Genomic DNA, 17,669 nt, shown 5'->3' on the forward strand with positions numbered 1-17,669 from the left:
GGTAGGTGGAGCTGGGTGACTTCGGAGCAGGCCTTGTCGATAAGCCTCGGACTCCAGGGACCCTGTGTCATCGCGCGGTTGACGGGGGATTTCGACTTCGGCTCCGCCGCGGAGGTTCGCGACCGCGTCACCAAGGCTCTCGACCTGACCCAGCCTCCGCTGCTCGTCATCGACATGCAGGCGGTCAGCGTCTGCGACTCCTCGGGCCTGTCCGTGCTGGTCTACCTGCACAAGGCCGTCACCGCCTCAGGGGGCCGGCTGCTGTTGTCGGGGCTCAACGGCCGCTGCAAGCACCTGTTCGCGATCACCGCGCTCGACAAGTTCTTCGACATCCGCAGCACGGCCGAGCTGGCCATCGCCGAGCTCAACGAAGCGGGCGATCCGCCGCCGTTCACCGACTGAGTGCCGGCAAGGGGCCCAGCCGGAGGGCCGTCTGCCGTGTTGTCCCTGCTCAGCAGGCTGGGCATCTCCGGCATTCGGGTATAAGCCCAGCATAAAAATGTAACTGTTTCATATCAGATCGCCTTGGTGAAATGTTGGTATTTCCGGATTCTTGTTGTAATCGACTGGATACCGGTCGCTGCCACAGGGGGATGGCGACGGCATCACTGGGGGAATCATGATCAGAAGTCTGGTTGGAACGTTCTTAGTCGCCGCTGCGGCTACCTCGCTCATGGCCGCGCCGGCCGGCGCGACGTCGTCCTCGGCCGGCGCGTCCTCGGCCGGCGCGGTCGCGGTCACCGCCAAGCCTCATCTCATTCGCGGCAAGATCTCCTTCGGCCGGTGCGGGCACACCTGCCGGGTCAAGGTCAGAATCAGGAACATCTCGCGTACGACCGTCTTCAACGTCAGGCTCAAGGCCCGGCTCAAGGTCAACGGCAGGCACGTGGGCACGTGCTACGACAACGTCGGAACCATCAGGGCCCGCAAGACCCGCTGGGCCTCGTGCACCGTGCGCTCCAGGAGCCTCTCCCGCGCCTACAACCGGTATCTCGCCGGCAGGAGCGACTACAACCGGCACGTCTTCACCACGACCTACTACAGGTATTACCGCTAGACGACGGACGAGGGCCGGCAGCGTCGCGGCCGGCCCTCGGGCCTACGCGGTGACGAGGAGCGCCAGCCCGATCAGCACCACGACCGGGACAAGCCACATCACGGCCTCGACAGCGAACTCCTTGTACATCGCGTGAATCTCCTTCTCCGGGGCAGGCACACGTCAATGGGCAGCATAGCCGCCCGCCGACCATGCCGAGGTCGCGGTGCTCGCGGAGCTCGCCGCCGGGCTCAGGCGGTGACCGCGCCGTCGGAGGCGGAGCGGACGGTGGCCACATATTTGGTCAGCACGCCGCGTTCGACCTCGCGTTCCGGCCGCTGCCAGGCGGCGCGGCGGCGTTCCAGCTCAGCCTCGGGCACCAGCAGGTCGAGGGTCGCGGCGGCGCTGTCGATGACGATCGGGTCGCCGTCGCGCACCAGCGCGATCGGCCCGCCGTGGTACGCCTCGGGGGCCACGTGCCCGATCACCCGCCCGTGCGAGACCCCGCTGAAACGGCCGTCGGTCACGAGGGCCACCGAGGTGCCGAGGCCCCGGCCGACCAGCGGGCCGGTGATCGAGAGCATCTCGCGCATGCCGGGCCCGCCCGCCGGCCCCTCATAGCGGACCACGATCACGTCGCCGGGCACGATGAGGTCCGCCTCGATGGCGGCGATGCACGCGTCCTCGGAGTCGAAGACCTTGGCCGGGCCTTCGTGGCGGAAGTCGTCCTTGCCGCCCAGTTTGAGCACGCATCCGTCGGGGGCGAGTGAGCCGCGCAGGATGGCCAGGGCGCCCCGGGCCTTGAACGGCTGGTCCGCGCCGGCCACGACGGTCTGGCCCGGTGTCTCCCGGGCCTGCGTGGCGACGTCGGCGAGCGTGCGGCCGTCGACCAGGGTGACGTTCTCGCGTAGCAGGCCGGCTTCCAGCAGGCGGCGGACGACGAGGGAGGTGCCGCCCGCCCGCCACAGGTCGGCGGCGGTGTGAGGGCCGCCGCTCGGCTTGAGCCCGGTGATGATCGGGACCTGGCGGCAGACCTCGCCGATCGTGTCGATGGCGAGGGGAAGTCCCGCTTCGCGGGCGATGGCGAGCAGGTGCAGGACGGCGTTGGTGGAGCCGCCCATGGCCGCGACCGAGACGATCGCGTTGTGCAGGGCGTCGGCGGTCAGGATGCGGGAGGGGCGGGCGTCGCGGGCCAGCGCCTCCATGGCGATCTGGCCGGCGTGGCGGGCGGCGGTGTCCTTCTCCGGGGCCACGGCGGGGATGTCGCCGATGCCGAAGGGCGCCAGGCCGAGGAAGTCGGCGACGCTGCCCATGGTGTTGGCGGTGTACTGGGCGGCGCAGGTGCCGGCCCCGGGGCAGGCGTGGCGGGCCAGGTCGTCGAGTTCGGCCTGGTCGAGGCGGCCGACGGCGCGTTCGCCGAGGGCTTCCCACATGTCCTGGATGGTGACGTCGCGTCCGCGCCAGCGGCCCGGCAGCATGCTGCCGCTGTAGAGGACGACCGCGGGGACGTCGAGGCGGGCCAGCGCCATGATGGCGGCCGGCACGGTCTTGTCGCAGCCGACGATGGCCACCAGGGCGTCGAAGGAGTGGGCCCGGCCCATGAGCTCGATCGAGTCGGCGATCACTTCGCGGCTGATCAGCGAGGCGCGCATGCCTGGCGTGTGCATGGTGAGGTTGTCGGAGACGGCGATGGTGTTGAACTCCATCGGCAGCCCGCCCGCCGCGCGCACGCCGTCGGCCACGTGCGCGGCCAGCTCGCGGTGGTTCAGGTTGCACGGCATGGTGCCGGTCCAGGTGGAGGCGATGCCCACCACGGGGCGGCGCATGTCCTCGTCCGACAGGCCCATGGCATAGAGGTGGGAGCGGGCGGGTGCGCGGTCGGGGTCGTCGGCGATGCTCAAGGGGTCAACCTCCGGTGTACGGGTCGTCGCACCTCAATGATCCTGTGCCCGCTCCCGGCGGCTTCCTCCGGCCCCCTCACTGCTCGCGCAGGCCCCACGGCGAGCCGTACGCCACCAGCAGGTCCAGGAACGGACGCGGCTCGAACGCCTCCGGCCCCAGCACGCCCGCGCCCTTCCACACGCCGCCGGCCAGCAGTTCGAGGGCGACGACGGGATTGACGGCGGTCTGCCAGACCACGGCCTGGGAGCCGTACTCGTGCATCGACCACGCGTTGTCCACCACGTGGTACAGGTACACCTCGCGCGCCCGCCCGTCCTTGGCCCCCTTCACCCAGGTGCCGGCGCAGGTCCTGCCGCGCATGCGGTCGCCGAGCCCCGCCGGATCGGGCAGCACGGCGGCGACCACGTCGCGCGGGGCCACCAGGGCGGTGCCCTGTCCGGACCTGACCCTGACCGGTTCGGTGCCGGCCAGCCCGAGCGTGTGCAGGGTCCTGAGCTTGTCGATGAAGTCCTGGCCGAGGCCGTACTTGAAGGTGACCCGGCCGGCGTCCACCCAGCGCGGGACCAGCACGACCTCCTCGTGCTCGACGTTCACGCACTCGACCGGGCCGATGCCCTCGGGGAAGTCGAAGACCTCCGGCTCGCTGAACGGCTCAGTGGTGTGCCAGCCGCGGCCCTTCTCGTAGACGACCGGCGGGTTGAGGCATTCCTCGAGGGTGGTCCAGATGGAGAACGACGGCGCGAACGCGTGACCCTCGACGGTGAGGTCGCCGCCGTCCCTGACGCCGATCTCCTCGATCTCGTCGAAGAGCTCGTCGGCGGCGTACCTGGCGAAGACGTCGGAGAGACCTGGCTCCACGCCCATGCCGACCAGGGCGAGCCGCCCGGACGCGGACCACGCGTCCGCGCGGGCGAACTGCTCGTCGCCCAGCTTCCCCCCCACCTCCTCGTACGGCCGGTCGGGGTGTGGCCGCGACAGCGACATCGCCATGTCGAGATAGTCCGCTCCGGCCGCGAGCGCCGCCTCGAACAGCGGCAGCACGAAACGGGGGTCGGTGGCGTTCAGCAGGACGTCGCAGCGGTGTACGGCGAGCAGCGCGGCCACGGCGGCGGTGTCGCCGGCGTCGACCCTGGCGGGGGTGAACCTGCCCGCCCGCTCGCCCAGCGCGGTGATGGCCGCCTCGGCGCGGGGGAGGTCGTAGTCGGCGACGACCATGTGCTCGAAGAACGGGCGGCGCGCCGCGATCCTGGTGATGGCGGTGCCCACACCGCCGGATCCCACGAGAAGGATGCGCATGACGATAAATCCCCTTTTAAGTGGATTCGAGGGGTGTGTCGTCCATCCCATGCCGGTAGGCTCATCAACGTCAATGATGTTGACATAAGGGGCGGGCCATGGCCGAACGGGTGGTCGGCGAGACGTCGCGCAGGCGGCGGCGCCCCACCAAGCAAGGGCAGGTCCTGACCCACCGGCTCATCGTCGAGACCGCCCTGCGGATGTTGCGCGAGCACGGCGCGGCAGGGCTCAGCGCCCGCCGGCTCGGCCTCGCGCTCGGGGCCGACGCCAGCGCCGTCTACCGCTACTTCCGCGGCATGGACGACCTCGTCCTCGCGATCGCGGACGAGCTGTACGGCCACGCCATGGCCGGCTGGGCGGCCACCGGCGACTGGCAGGCCGACCTGCGCGACCTCGGCCTGCGTATCCACCACGCCTACCTCGCCCACCCGCAGGCCGCCCTGCTGACCGCCAGCCGCGTCACCGGCCGGCCGAACGAGGTGGCGGGCGACGAGACGATCCTCGGCATCCTGCGCGGCGCCGGCTTCCCCGACGACGACGCCGTCCGGATCTACCACGCGTTCATCGACCAGAGCCTGGCCTTCGCCATCCTCGACGCCGCCACCCTGGCGCTCCCCAAGGCGGCGCGGGAGGCCGACGAGGAAGTGTGGCGCGACACGTACGCGCGGCTGCCCGCCACCACCCACCCCAACATCGCCGCCACCGCGCCGCTCCTGGTCGCCCGCATGAACGACAGCGCCTACCCGACGGCGCTCGACATGCTGCTGTCCAGCGCTTCGTCCCAGCTCAGCGGGTAGATCGCAGGTATGCCCGAGCCATCCACGTGCACCTGGGCATGCGCGGCCTCTTCCTGCGCCACGCCGACCCGTCGGCCGCGTCCCGCAACGCGGCACGCGGCTCAGGCTGGCCACGGACGAGGTGGCGTACGACCTCATCGCCCTCATCCAGTGCGAGCCGCTCGGCCCGCGTGCCTCGCTCGACCCCGACCCGCTGCGCGGGATGTGGCAGGCGGCGACCGCGTACATGCCGCTCGGCAGGGACGCCGGGCAGGTCGTCAGCGACCCGGACGCCCCGGACGAGCGCCGGGTCTGCAAGCGTGAACGGTGCCGCCGGCGCGGGGCCGCCGTACGGACCTGGCAGCTCGCCTCCAGAACCGCGTATGCCTGCCCGGTGGGCCAGTCCGGGTAGCCTGGCAGCAGGAGTGACATGAGCATCACCACACGTGACCACCTGCTGGACATCCGGCGCATCTACCTCGAGCCCGCGGCCGCCGAGCTGCCCAGGGGCCAGGAGATCCTCGCCCGTTTTCCCGGCGCCGAGCTCATCGAGATCGCCGGCCACCACCGCATCCCCGAGCTCTACGGCGACGAGCGCAACGTCGCCCGATGGGTGCGCATCAAGACCGAGGCGCTGGTGCTCGGGGTGAAGAAGTCGCTGACGGCCCGCCCCAACGGCCGCTCCGCCGACTTCATCGCCCCTTCCACGGCCAACGGCTGCGCGATGGCCTGCGCCTACTGCTACGTGCCGCGCCGCAAGGGATACAGCAACCCGATCACCGTCTTCGCCAACATCGACAAGATCATCGCCTACCTCCGGCGTCACGCCGCCCGGCAGGGCGTCAAGTCCGAGCCCAACCAGGTCGATCCCCACGACTGGGTCTACGACATCGGCGAGAACTCCGACTGCTCCGTCGACGCCACGATCTCCCGGAACGTCCGCGACCTGGTGGAGACGTTCCGCGACCTCCCCGGCGCCAAGGCCAGCTTCGCCACCAAGTACGTCAACCGCGACCTGCTCGACTGGGACCCTCGGTCGAGTACCAGGATCCGCTTCAGCCTCATGCCCGCCGCCGACTCGAAGCTCCTCGACATCCGCACCTCACCCCTCACCGACAGGATCGCGGCGATCAACGACTTCGTCGCCGCCGGGTACGAAGTGCACGTCAACCTCAGCCCGGTCGTGGTCCGCGACGGCTGGCTGGAGAGCTGGGCCGAACTGCTGGAGCAACTCGACGACGCCCTCAACCCCGAGGCGCGCCGGCAGCTCGCCGCCGAGATCGTGTTCCTCACCCACAACGAACGCCTCCACGAGGTCAACCTGGGCTGGCATCCCCAGGCGGAGGAGGTGTTGTGGCGGCCGGACGTGCAGCAGGCCAAACGGTCGCAGACGGGCGGCTGGAACGTCCGCTACCGTACCGGCCTCAAGGGACGCTACGTGGCCGCCCTCACCGACCTGATCACCGCCAAGCTGCCTTACTGCCGCATCCGGTACGCCTTCTGAGCTCCGGTGCGCAACGGGGCGCGCCGAAGAGCGATGGAGTTCACGTCAATGCTGTGCGGACTTTCACGAAGAAGCCGGAATCCGTCGCCATTCGAATCAGGAACTGCTGGTGAGCGTAGCTGCGCATCCCGGAGAACCAGGTCGTCTCCGGTAGCCGCCGCAGTGCGAGGACGGTCTCGCGCGGCTTCTGATCCGGGCGGACGATGTACATGGCCTCGCTGATCACGCCGGGCATCGAGCCGCCCTTGGTGCCGATGAGGAGCGTGCGGGGATCGGCGCCGGGCTGGCGCATCGGCCATTCCAAGTGCCTGCTCGCCGTCTTGTCCGTCCTGAGCCCGGCCAGCACTCTGCGCAGAACGCCGGGTTCGACGCGGGTCACGGTTTCGCCCAAGGAGGCCTGCTGGGCGAAGCCGGGAAGCGTGAGCCGCACCGGCTTTCCCGCCTTGACGTAGTTCTTCAGGCAGACGTCGGCGGTGAACGTGCAGCCGCCGAAGGCGCGGAGCATCTCGCCGTTGATGGTGCCGACGCGCGTTCGCGCGATCTTGCGCAGCGCGCCGGGGCCGAGGCGGTCGCGCAACAGGTCGGCGGCGGCGTTGTCACTCTCCTCGATCATGGCGGAGACGATCTGGTCGAGCGTGACGCTCGTACCGGGCTTGAGCCGTTGGAGCGCCGCTTCGTGCGCACCGCCATCGGTGCCGGGCAGGTGGTAGGAGTTCCACCGGGTCACGGGGACACGTTCGTCCGGCTCGATCTTTCCCTTGTGGACGGCGGCGGTGTAGGCAGCGAGGTGGATGATCTTGATGGTCGACGCCACGGGGGTGAGGCGATCGGCATTGTGGCTGATGCCCTGCGTCACCAGCGCGACGTCGTCGGGGTGAGCGCGGATGTAGGAGAGTACGGCCTCAGCGTCCTTCAGGTCGGCCGGGGCAGCGCTCGTCGGGGAGACCAGCAGCGAGGGCAGGAGCATGGCGAAGAGAGCTTTCATCTATCAAGCCGCCTTTCGAGATGATCAGTCGGTTTCTTGTGCTCGTGCGCGAGAGGTGCCCTCCGTGATCTGCCGGAGTGTGGCCATGTAGCTCTGGAAGGCGTCACGCCCGGCGTCGGTCAGCGACAGCCAGGTTCGAGGACGCTTGCCGACGAAGCCTTTCGTCACCCGCACATAACCCGCCTTCTCCAGCGTCTGGATGTGCTTGGACAGCAGCGAGTCGCTGACCTCGATCGTGTCCCTCAGGTAGCTGAACTCGACCGTCTCCGCCGCCGCGAGCATGGCCGTGATGGACAGCCGTACCGGTGCGTGGATGATCTCGTCGAGCGCGTGCCGAGGATGGCTCACCGATCACTCCCCGGAGCGGAACACGCGCACCGCGCCGTACAGCAGGGGAGCGCCCGCGATCAGCGCGACCACGACGTCGGGCACCACCCACTCCGGCCCCGGCTCCATCGGGCGCAGGAACATGTTGTAGAGGGACGCGAGCACGACCGTCCCCACGAATGCCCCGGTGACGGGGTAGACGATCCGGGACATCAGCCGACTGTAGACCCGCTCGCGGAAGACGAGGCGAGCGCCGAGCACCACGCCGACGACGAGGAGGAGCCCTAGGCCGCTGTAGTCCTGGACCGCCTCGGGGCCGAGCAGCGCGGCCAGCCAGTAGGCGGTGGTGATCAGCCACAACGACAGGAAGAAGATCGCGCCCCGTCGGCCCGTCCTTCGTACGGCGCTCTGCGCGCGGTCCACTTCGCGAAGGGCGGCTTCCGCTGACAATTCGTCATGTTCAGGCATGTTTCCTCCAAGTCACATCCTTTACTTGGAAGAGAGTACTCAACCGTCATTCAAGTGTCCAGCCCCGGATCGAACGCAGCGAATCCAAAGCCTGCGCATAAGCGGCGCGATAACCCCCTCGTCTCACACTGGTTCCACCGGATGTGATCAAGCGCAGGAGGGATACACATGACGGGGGAAATCCGCAGACCGCTGGCCGCACTCACGCTGGCCGTACTCACCGGCGTCGGGCTGGTCGGGCCCGCTCAGTTGGCCCACGCCGATGCTTCGCACGCAAGAGGGCCGCGTCCAGCCATGCAGCTCCCGTTCCCGTGCGAGCAGAAGTGGCGTCTGAATACCTGGGGCCACGCGCCGGCACTGGACATGGTGCGGGAACCGCAGAGAGCGACCAACGGATCCAAGCTCATCGCGCCGGCTGCCGGGACCGTGGTCATGTCGAAGTGGAGCAACGGCGCCGGGCACAGCGTCAAGATCGATCACGGTGGCGGGTGGTACACCGTCTACATCCATCTGCGGGTCCGCAGCGTCAAGGTCGGCGACCGGCTCACCCGCGGTTCCGTGCTGGGACAGGTGGGCGGCACGGGGACGAACGGCAATACCCCTCACCTGCACTTCGAGACCTGGTACGACAAGAACGGTGACGGAAAGACCGGATGGGGCGGACCGGGAGTGGAACGGGTCCCCTCCGTTTTCAACGGCGCCGTCTACGGCAACCGCGACGGCCAGGAATACCGCAATGTCTCCAGCAACAACTGCAATGTCGGGGAACTGGGACCGCACTGATCCGCCCAGCTGACCTGCCCGCCCAGTCCTGTGCTTCCGAGGGGCGGTCCAGCCTCGTCGAAATCCAGGGGTGAGGGACGGTTCTGGGGATGTGCCGGCCCGGATCCGATCAGGGGTCAGAGGCGGTTCTGGGCGATGCGTTTGCCCAGACCGGCCAGGGAGTCGTCGGCCATGAGCGCGGGCAGGCGCGGCGCGTCCTCGTCGATCCGGCGCAGCACCGCGGGATGGTCGCCGCTGAAACGACTCCACGCCCTGACCACCTCCGGCATCGCCGCGATGGCCGCCTCCGAAAGGATCGCCTCCCGGGGCAACCACGACGTCAGGAACGCCGAGACCCGTTGCGGGCTCCACCACCGCGGCCGGTCCCCGACGAACTCGGCCAGCTTCTCGAACGCCTCCCCCGCCCCCTGCATCTCCGGCAGGTCCCGGAACCGGGCCAAGATGTCGTCGGACGCGCCACGCACCAGCCCCGGGACGCCCTGGGCCCGGGTGATCGCCAGCGGCCGCACGCTCGCCAGCGTGTCCGCGACCTCCGCTCCCATGATCCGGTCACCCAGCTCGAACGCGTCCAGGATCCGCCCGGCCACCGTCCCGGGCTCGGCCGCCTCCAGCCCCAGATCGTCAAGGAACTTGACCTCCTCGACCAGCGCGTCGACCGCCAGCCCGCCTTGCGGCTGGTCGATGCCGACGACCAGGAGGTGCGGCTCCTTGCCGTTGTCGTAGCGGAAGGAGAGCACGGCCAGGACCTGCTCGCCGTACGGGTCGGCCTTGCCGTACCAGGCGCCCTCGCACGTCACCCGTCCCATCCGGCGCACCCACCCGGCGAGCGTCCCGGCCAGCCCGCGAGCGGCGTCGGCGTACACTTCGGCACCCGCCCCCGTCGTCGCGTCACCCGCCGGGGCGGGCATGTCCGGCAAACCCGGGGCGTCGGGAGGAGACAGCGGACGGCCCGCGTTGACCGCCGCGATGGCGACCAGCGTGAGCCGCGCCTCCGGACCGCCGTCCACCGCCAGCTCGCTCAGGAACGGCCGGATCTGCGCCGGATCCAACCCGGCCGTGACCTTGGCCGCCCAGAGCTCGGTCCGCAAGGGCGAACGCCACCTGAGCAGGTCACGCGCCTGGACGACAGCCGTGGAAAACGCCTCTGTGCTCACCATCCGACCGTACCTCGCTGACGCGCGCCCCTCGTCCCTCGCTCCTGCCCCCTATCCTGATCACAGGCGAAGAGTGGGGCAGCATGGAGATCCGCATTCTCGGGCCTGTCGAGGTCCGTCGAGACGGGGCGCCGGTGCCGCTCGGCGGTTCGAAACAGCGCGCGCTCCTCGCGCTTCTGGTGCTCAACGCGAACGGTGTGGTCTCCGTCGATCGGGTGATCTCGGCACTGTGGGACGAGGACGTGCCGGCAACGGTCGCCAACCAGATCCAGCAGATGGCGTCCAAGCTACGCCGAGCGCTGGGCAGGGACACCGGCCGCGAGTCTCCACTCGTGTACCGCTCCTCGGGCTACGTCCTGCGCCTGGACGAGACGGCGAGCGATCTCGCTGTCTTCGAGCGCTTCGCGGAGCGCGGACGTGCCGCGCTCGCCGACGGCCGGCCGGCCGACGCTGCCCGCGATCTCGGCGCCGCGCTCGAGCTGTGGCGGGGTCCCGCACTGGGCGACACGACCGGCCCGCTGATCCTCCTGGAACGCCCACGGCTGGAGGAACGACGCCTCGGGGCCGTGCAGGACAGGATCGACGCCCAGTTCGCGCTCGGCCGTCATGCCGATCAGATCGGTGCGCTGACGGCGCTGGTGGCCGAACATCCACTGCGCGAGTCGTTCCGCGAACGGCTCATGCTCGCGCTGTACCGATCGGGCCGCCAGGCCGATGCGCTGGCCGAATACCAGCGGCTGTACCACCTTCTCGACGAGGAGCTGGGCATCCAGCCATGCGCGAGCGCGCAACGACTGCATCGGCAGATGCTTGCCGGCGCACCCGATCCGGAGGCCGGGCCGGTGCCGGGCCCGCCGCCGGCTTCGGCCGCGCTCGCCGGGCACGGGCCACGGGACGTACCGGTCGTGCCGCGCCACCTTCCCGCGGCCACCCGCGACTTCGTCGGACGGGGGGACCAGGTCAAGCTGCTCGACGAGCTGCTGCCCGACGGCGAGAGCGGCGACGCGCCCGCCGTGGTGATCTCGGCGGTCTCCGGCACCGCCGGCGTCGGCAAGACCGCGCTCGCGGTGCACTGGGCGCACCGGGTCGCCGAGCGATTCCCCGACGGCCAGCTGTACGTGAACCTGCGTGGCCACGACCCGCTCGGTCACGGGCTGTCGCCGGCCGAGGCGTTGCGCCGGTGTTTCGACGCGCTGGGGGTGCCACCGCAGCGGATCCCCGCCGATGTGGACGCCCAGGCGGGGCTCTACCGCAGCCTCCTGGCGGGAAAGCGCATGCTCGTTCTCCTTGACGACGCTCGTGACGAGGAACAGGTACGGCCGCTGCTGCCGGCCTCACCGGGCTGCTTCGCCCTGATCACCAGCCGCAACCAGCTCTCCGGCCTGGTTGCGGCCCAGGCCGCCCGGCCGATCCCGCTGAGCCTGCTCACCGAGGTCGAGGCGCGCGAGTTGCTTGCTCGCCGGCTCGGCGACGATCGTGTCGTCGCCGAGCGTGAGGCCGTCGACGCCATCATCTCTCGCTGCGCGCGGCTCCCGCTTGCCCTGGCGGTGATGGCCGCCCGCGCCGCCGCCCAACCCGGCTTCCCGCTCCATGCGTGGGCCGAGCGGCTGCGCGACGCCGAGAGCACCCTCGACGCCTTCTCGGGCCCGGATCCCGCCACTGACCTCAGAGCGGTGTTCGCCGTCTCCTACGACGGGCTCTCCGCGGGCGCGGCCCAGCTCTTCCGGCTTCTCGGACTCCACCCCGGCCCGGACGTCTCGCTCACCGCCGTCGCCAGTCTCGCCGGCATCCGCGTCTCCCAGGTGCGGCCCCTGCTGGCCACCCTCACCGCCGCGCAGCTGCTCATCGAGCACCGTCCCGGCCGCTTCACCTTCCACGACCTGCTTCGCGCGTACGCCAACGAGCTCGTACGCGGGCAGGAGAGCAGCGCCGAAGCGCACGGGGCTCTTCGCCGCCTGCTCGACCACTACGTGCACACGGGCCGCCGGGCAGCGCTGCTGATCAACCCGGCGCGTCGCGAGATCACCCTCGACGATCCCGTTCACGGGGTCACGATCGGCGATCTGACCGGCAGCCGGCAGGCCGAGGCCTGGTTCTCCGACGAGCGTGCCGTTCTTCTCGCGGCCATCGACCTGTCGGTGGCCGCCGGGTTCGATGCGGCGGCCTGGCAGATCGCCTGGACTCTCGAGAACTTCCTCGACTGGCAGGCCCAGTGGGGCGACTTCGCCGGCATCCAGACGATCGCTCTCGCCGCCGCCAAGCGGCGGGGCGACACCTTCCAGCAGGTGCTCTCACACCTGGCCCTGGGTTGTGCGTCCAGCAGCCTCGCGCGGTACGACGACGCCCACACCCATGCGAAGCGGGCGTTGGAGCTCGCGGCGGAGATCGACGACGAGGCGGCGCAGGCGGAGGCGCATCATACGCTCGCCTGGGTCCACGGGCAGCGCGGTGACCTCGATGAGGCCGCCCACCACATGCGGCTCGCCCTTGAGCTGTACCGCGTCGCGGACGTGCCGCACGGGCAGGCCGAGATGCTCAGCGGGCTCGGACGGCTGTACGCCGACCTCGGCGACGGCGACCGGGCCGTCAGCTGCTGCCGACAAGCGCTCGCCCTGTTCCAGCAGATCGGCGACGCGCGTGGGCAGGGCGCGGCATGGGACGCTCTCGGGTACGCCCACCACCACCTCGGCCACCACGAAGAAGCCATCACGTGCCACCGCCAGGCCCTCGATCTCCTCCGAACCGGGCGGGACAGCGTGACGGAGGCGGAGACGCTCCTCCACCTCGGCGACGTGCACGCCACCCTGCACGACGATCAGGCGGCGCGACAGGCCTGGCAGAACGCGCTGGCCATCCTGGACGAGCTCTCCCACCCCGGCGCCGACGAGGTGCGCGCGAAGCTCCGTAACCACCGTCAGGCCTCGGGGTGAACTCCTGAACCGTACGGGCCTCCCGATTCGGCGAGGAGCAAGGCAAGCCCGGCTGAACGCGCGCTCCGCTGGGTCCTCCGCTGGGCCCTGCGCACCCAAAGCCCACGCATATGCGTCGCGATTGCCGCCGCGTTGTCGATGGCCGGCTGCGCTCCTCCGACGGCGCCCACCACGCCGCTCTCTACGCCTGGGATGCCAACCCGGGCAACGGCACGTGCGTCCCGGGGAGCCGTGCTGTGGCGGCACAACATCGGCGACCCCTACGACGACCCTCACCAACTCGCGGGCGCTGAAGGCATCGGCGCCGCGGGGAGGCGTGTCCAAGGTCAGGGCTGGCCGGGGGCGTGCGCCTCGCCGGGGAAGACCTGCCCGGTGCCGGGGCGGGGATGCGGCCCTCGCCGGAAGCCGCCGGGCGGCGTTTCGCGAGGGCCGGCGTCGGGCCGGGATGGTCAGCGGTTGTCGCCGCCCAAGCCCGCCTTGCGCAGGGCCTCGGCCATGGCGCCCGTCGGTGCGGGACGGCGCTGGCCGCCGCGCCCGCGCTGGCCGTCGCCGTTGCCGCGCTGCCCGTTGCCCCTGCCGCCGTCGCCGCGACGCTCGTCGCGACCGCCCTGGCCTCGGCCGTCACCACGAGCGCCCTGGCCGCCTTGGCCGTCGCCACGAGCGCCCTGACCGTCACCGCGGCCGCCCTGGCCGCGTCCGCGCTGGCCGTCGCCACGGCCGCCGTTGCCTTGGCTGCCGTCGCGACCGTCGTCGGCGCCGCGGGGGCCCTGGCGGCCGGGGCCGCGGCGGGAGCCGTCGGCCGGGGACTGGGTGGTGATCTCGTCTTCCAGGCGAAGCGTCAGGGAGATGCGCTTGCGGGGGATGTCGACGTCGAGGACCTTGACGCGCACGATGTCTCCGGGCTTGACCACGTCGCGGGGATCTTTGACGTAGGTGCGGGACATGGCGGACACGTGGACGAGGCCGTCCTGGTGCACGCCGACATCCACGAAGGCGCCGAACGCGGCCACGTTGGTGACGACGCCCTCCAGGATCATGCCCTGCGTCAGGTCGGAGAGCTTCTCGACGCCCTCCTTGAAGGTGGCCGTCTTGAACGCGGGCCTCGGGTCACGGCCCGGCTTTTCCAGCTCGCGCAGGATGTCGGTGACCGTGGGCAGGCCGAACGTGTCGTCGGTGAAGTCGTCGGGCCTGAGCGAGCGCAGCGCCGCGGTGTTGCCGATCAGCGTCTTGAGGTCGCTCTTGACGGCGCCGAGGATGCGCCGCACCACGGGGTAGGCCTCAGGGTGCACGCTGGACACGTCGAGCGGGTCGTCGCCGCCGCGGATGCGCAGGAAGCCGGCGCACTGCTCGAACGCCTTGGGCCCGAGCCTGGGCACGCTCTTCAGCGCCGAGCGCGCGCGGAAGGGGCCGTTGGCGTCGCGGTGGCGGACGATGCTCTCGGCCAGCGTCGAGCCGATGCCGGACACGCGCGTGAGCAGCGGCGCCGACGCGGTGTTGACGTCGACCCCCACGGCGTTGACGCAGTCTTCGACCACCGCGTCGAGCGAGCGGGAGAGCTTGGATTCGGCGAGGTCGTGCTGGTATTGGCCGACGCCGATCGACTTGGGGTCGATCTTGACCAGCTCGGCCAGCGGATCTTGCAGCCTGCGGGCGATGGAGACCGCCCCGCGCAGCGACACGTCGAGCTCGGGCAACTCCTGCGAGGCGTAGGGCGAGGCGGAGTAGACGGAGGCCCCGGCCTCGGAGACGACGATCTTCGTCACCGACGGCATGTGCTGGACCAGCTCGCCGGCCAGCTTGTCGGTCTCGCGCGACGCGGTGCCGTTGCCGATGGCGATCAGCTCGACGCCGTGCCGCTGCGCCAGCGCGCCCAGCACGGCGAGCGACTCGGCCCACTGCCGCTTGGGCTCGTGAGGGTAGATCGTGGCCGTTTCGACGACCTTGCCCGTGGCGTCGACCACGGCGACCTTCACGCCCGTACGCAGGCCGGGGTCGAGCCCCATCGTCGGCCGCGCGCCGGCCGGCGCGGCGAGCAGCAGGTCGCGCAGGTTGGCCGCGAAGACCCGCACCGCTTCGTCCTCGGCGGCCTGCCACAGCCGCATGCGCAGGTCGATGCCCAGGTGCACCAGGATGCGCGTGCGCCAGGCCCAGCGCACGGTCTCGGTCAGCCACTTGTCGGCCGGTCGGCCCTGGTCGGAGACGCCGAACCGGGAGGCGACGCGCATCTCGTAGTCGGGGCTGTCGTCGGGCTCGAGCGTGACGGAGAGGATCTCTTCCTTCTCGCCCCTGAACATGGCCAGGATGCGGTGGGAGGGCAGCTTCGTGAACGGCTCGCCGAAGTCGAAGTAGTCGGAGAACTTGGCCCCCGCCTCCTCCTTGCCCTCGCGCACCTTGGAGACCAGCCGGCCACGGTTCCACAGCTGCTCGCGCAGGGCGCCGATGAGGTCGGCGTCTTCGGCGAAGCGCTCGACCAGGATCGCCCTCGCGCCTTCGAGAGCCGCGGCCGCGTCGGCCACCCCCTCGGTGACGAAGCCCTCCGCGGTGGCCGCCGGGTCACACGCGGGATCGGCGAGCAGCTGGTCGGCCAGCGGTTCGAGCCCCAGCTCCCGGGCGATCTGCGCCTTGGTGCGCCGCTTGGGCTTGTAAGGCAGGTAGATGTCTTCGAGCCTGGCCTTGGTCTCCGCCGCCATGATCTGCTCGCGCAGCTCGTCGTCGAGCTTGCCCTGCGACTCGATCGACTCCAGGATGGCCGCCCGGCGCTCCTCCAGCTCGCGCAGGTAGCGCAGCCGCTCCTCGAGCGTGCGCAACTGCGCGTCGTCGAGGGCGCCGGTGGCCTCTTTGCGGTATCGCGCGATGAACGGCACGGTCGCGCCGCCGTCGAGCAGATCGACGGCTGCCTGCACCTGCCCGTCGCGTACGCCGAGCTCTGCCGCGATCCGCTGGTGAATAGAGAGCACTTGCCTGCCTTTCGATGGTCCCGCCGGTCAATTGTGCAGGACTACGCCGTCTTTCATGACCAGAGTGCGCCCAGGGTGAACGACCACGGCCTCCGCCGGGCCTCCCGAGGGCACGACCACCAGGTCGGCCCGGTCACCCTCGGCCAGGCCGTAGCCCGCGAGCCCCAGCGCGCGGGCGCCGCCGTAGGTGGCGGCCTCCAGCGCCAGCTCGATGTCCTCGTCCGCGCGGAAGGTGCTGCGGTAGGCGACGTGCATCGCCCGCTCCAGCATGTCGCCGCTGCCGTAGGGGCCCCACAGGTCGCGGATGCCGTCGTGGCCGCACGCGATCGTGACGCCCGCGGCCCGCAACTTCTTGATGGGCGGCACGGGGTAGTTGTAGACGGCCCCGGTCACCAGCGCCACGCCCGCGTCGGCGAAGCCCTGCGCCAGGCGGTCGACGTAGGGCTCGTCGAGCTGGCCGAGCGCGTAGGCGTGGCTGACCGTGACCCGGCCGCCCAGCCCGAGCACCCTGGTGCGCTCGGTGATGAGCTCGAGCTCCCAGCCGCCCAGCGAGCCGCCGTCATGGAGGTGGATGTCGAGATGCGTGCCGTAGCGCCCGGCCAGGCCGAAGATCAGATCGAGGTGGCGCACCGGGTCGCGGTCGATGCCCGCGGGGTCGAGCCCGCCGACCGCCTCGACGCCGCCCTTCAGCGCCTCTTCGAGCAGCTCGGCGGTGCCGGGGTTGGTCAGCACGCCGTGTTGCGGGAAGGCGACCTGGCGCACGTCGAGAGGGGAGCGCGCGGCGGCCTCGCGCACGGCCTCCACGCCGCGCAGGCCGACCTCGGGATCGATGTCGGTGTGGGTGCGCACATGGGTGGTGCCGGCCGCGCTCATGCGCTCCAGCAGCGCGCCGATCCGCTCGACGCTCGGCACGCCCAGCTCGGCCCGGCGGGCGAGGTCGTTGCCGATGCGGCCGGCGAGCGTGTCGCCGGCCGAGTGGGGCACCCATGGCCCGCCATGAAGCGTCTTGTCGAGGTGGCAGTGGGCCTCGACGAGGCCGGGCAGCACCAGCTGACCCGTGACGTCGACGACCCGGGCGGCGGGCGCGTCGATGCCCTGGCCGACCCGGGCGACGCGGCCGCCGCGGACGAGGACGTCGGCGGGTGCGCCGAGCCCCCAGGGGTGCCCGCCACGGATCAGCACGTCGGTCATGCCCAGCACCCTAAACGGCCGGACCGACGATTTCCGTGTCGCCGCTGTGACGGTTCCGGACCCGGCGGGCGGCGCGGACGTCATCCAGGGTGACGGATGCCCGGGGTGGACGGGCTGGGTGATCGGGTCAGCTGGGGTTGCGGGCGAAGAGTTCGAGATGGTGGCACGTACGGCAGCGGTAGGCCTCGACCTGCCACTTGGGCCGGCCGAAGAGCTTGGCTCCGCCGAACAGACCGCGTTCGAGCGGGCCCTCCACCCATCTGACGTATCCCTGGGAGCTCTGGCCGGAATCCATGATGAACCCGGGCTCCAGCGACTCTTCCCCGCAATGCGTGCACCGCAGAATGGACATGCGGCCCG

16 protein-coding genes are annotated in these 17,669 nt (G+C 70.8%); 7 read left to right on the forward strand and 9 right to left on the reverse strand.

Going from position 1 to position 17,669, the window contains the following annotated elements:
• Nucleotides 1-15 precede the first annotated feature (15 nt).
• Nucleotides 16-402 (forward strand): STAS domain-containing protein, encoded by a 387-nt coding sequence (locus ABGB14_RS30190; protein ID WP_132603662.1) that lies wholly within the window; start codon nucleotides 16-18, stop codon nucleotides 400-402.
• A gap of 217 nt (nucleotides 403-619) precedes the next feature.
• Entirely contained in the window at nucleotides 620-1,057 is a 438-nt protein-coding gene (locus ABGB14_RS30195; protein ID WP_347647214.1) for a hypothetical protein, read from the forward strand.
• A 230-nt stretch (nucleotides 1,058-1,287) separates the two neighbouring features.
• Here ABGB14_RS30195 and ilvD read toward each other — a convergent pair whose 3' ends face one another.
• Complete coding sequence (ilvD, locus tag ABGB14_RS30200; RefSeq protein WP_347647215.1) at nucleotides 1,288-2,937, reverse strand: dihydroxy-acid dehydratase; 1,650 nt, start codon at nucleotides 2,935-2,937, stop codon at nucleotides 1,288-1,290.
• 76 nt (nucleotides 2,938-3,013) lie between these two features.
• Nucleotides 3,014-4,234: a saccharopine dehydrogenase C-terminal domain-containing protein gene (locus ABGB14_RS30205; RefSeq protein WP_347647216.1), complete on the reverse strand. Its 1,221-nt coding sequence runs from the start codon at nucleotides 4,232-4,234 to the stop codon at nucleotides 3,014-3,016.
• Nucleotides 4,235-4,332: 98 nt separating this feature from the next.
• On the opposite strand from ABGB14_RS30205, the gene ABGB14_RS30210 reads away from it, so the two are divergent.
• The 3 genes from ABGB14_RS30210 to ABGB14_RS30220 all read left to right on the forward strand — a co-directional run bounded on the left by ABGB14_RS30210 (nucleotide 4,333) and on the right by ABGB14_RS30220 (nucleotide 6,514).
• The gene (locus ABGB14_RS30210; RefSeq protein ID WP_347647217.1) at nucleotides 4,333-5,031 is read left to right on the forward strand and encodes a TetR/AcrR family transcriptional regulator; all 699 of its coding nucleotides are present in this window, start codon (nucleotides 4,333-4,335) and stop codon (nucleotides 5,029-5,031) included.
• A gap of 121 nt (nucleotides 5,032-5,152) precedes the next feature.
• A complete protein-coding gene (locus ABGB14_RS30215; protein WP_347647218.1) occupies nucleotides 5,153-5,422 on the forward strand; it encodes a hypothetical protein in 270 nt (89 codons plus the stop codon).
• Nucleotides 5,423-5,440: 18 nt separating this feature from the next.
• Nucleotides 5,441-6,514, forward strand: coding sequence for a spore photoproduct lyase family protein (locus tag ABGB14_RS30220; protein ID WP_347647219.1), 1,074 nt, complete (start codon nucleotides 5,441-5,443; stop codon nucleotides 6,512-6,514).
• A 40-nt stretch (nucleotides 6,515-6,554) separates the two neighbouring features.
• Here the strand turns inward: ABGB14_RS30220 and ABGB14_RS30225 are convergent, their stop codons facing one another.
• The 3 genes from ABGB14_RS30225 to ABGB14_RS30235 are packed head-to-tail and all read right to left on the reverse strand — an operon-like array spanning nucleotide 6,555 to nucleotide 8,294.
• The gene (locus tag ABGB14_RS30225; protein ID WP_347647220.1) at nucleotides 6,555-7,499 is read right to left on the reverse strand and encodes a serine hydrolase; all 945 of its coding nucleotides are present in this window, start codon (nucleotides 7,497-7,499) and stop codon (nucleotides 6,555-6,557) included.
• Between the two features lie 24 nt (nucleotides 7,500-7,523).
• Entirely contained in the window at nucleotides 7,524-7,847 is a 324-nt protein-coding gene (locus ABGB14_RS30230) for a transcriptional regulator (RefSeq protein ID WP_347647221.1), read from the reverse strand.
• 3 nt (nucleotides 7,848-7,850) lie between these two features.
• Nucleotides 7,851-8,294, reverse strand: a complete 444-nt coding sequence (locus ABGB14_RS30235; RefSeq protein WP_347647222.1) for a hypothetical protein — start codon at nucleotides 8,292-8,294, stop codon at nucleotides 7,851-7,853.
• Between the two features lie 168 nt (nucleotides 8,295-8,462).
• Between ABGB14_RS30235 and ABGB14_RS30240 the strand changes: the two genes are divergently transcribed.
• Entirely contained in the window at nucleotides 8,463-9,077 is a 615-nt protein-coding gene (locus ABGB14_RS30240; protein WP_347647223.1) for a M23 family metallopeptidase, read from the forward strand.
• A gap of 116 nt (nucleotides 9,078-9,193) precedes the next feature.
• Here ABGB14_RS30240 and ABGB14_RS30245 read toward each other — a convergent pair whose 3' ends face one another.
• Nucleotides 9,194-10,231, reverse strand: a complete 1,038-nt coding sequence (locus ABGB14_RS30245) for a hypothetical protein (protein ID WP_347647224.1) — start codon at nucleotides 10,229-10,231, stop codon at nucleotides 9,194-9,196.
• A gap of 83 nt (nucleotides 10,232-10,314) precedes the next feature.
• Here ABGB14_RS30245 and ABGB14_RS30250 point away from each other — a divergent pair, with 83 nt between their 5' ends.
• Nucleotides 10,315-13,161 carry a BTAD domain-containing putative transcriptional regulator gene (locus ABGB14_RS30250; protein WP_347647225.1) on the forward strand — a complete coding sequence of 949 codons (2,847 nt, stop codon included), beginning with the start codon at nucleotides 10,315-10,317 and terminating at the stop codon, nucleotides 13,159-13,161.
• A gap of 449 nt (nucleotides 13,162-13,610) precedes the next feature.
• On the opposite strand, the gene ABGB14_RS30255 is transcribed toward ABGB14_RS30250, so the two are convergent.
• The 3 genes from ABGB14_RS30255 to ABGB14_RS30265 all read right to left on the reverse strand — a co-directional run bounded on the left by ABGB14_RS30255 (nucleotide 13,611) and on the right by ABGB14_RS30265 (nucleotide 17,661).
• Nucleotides 13,611-16,118, reverse strand: coding sequence for a Tex family protein (locus ABGB14_RS30255; RefSeq protein ID WP_347647226.1), 2,508 nt, complete (start codon nucleotides 16,116-16,118; stop codon nucleotides 13,611-13,613).
• A 27-nt stretch (nucleotides 16,119-16,145) separates the two neighbouring features.
• Nucleotides 16,146-17,309, reverse strand: a complete 1,164-nt coding sequence (locus ABGB14_RS30260) for an amidohydrolase (protein ID WP_347647227.1) — start codon at nucleotides 17,307-17,309, stop codon at nucleotides 16,146-16,148.
• A 127-nt stretch (nucleotides 17,310-17,436) separates the two neighbouring features.
• Complete coding sequence (locus tag ABGB14_RS30265) at nucleotides 17,437-17,661, reverse strand: PF20097 family protein (protein ID WP_347647228.1); 225 nt, start codon at nucleotides 17,659-17,661, stop codon at nucleotides 17,437-17,439.
• Nucleotides 17,662-17,669 lie beyond the last annotated feature (8 nt).

The organism is Nonomuraea sp. B10E15, assembly GCF_039871615.1.
Lineage (GTDB): Bacteria > Actinomycetota > Actinomycetes > Streptosporangiales > Streptosporangiaceae > Nonomuraea.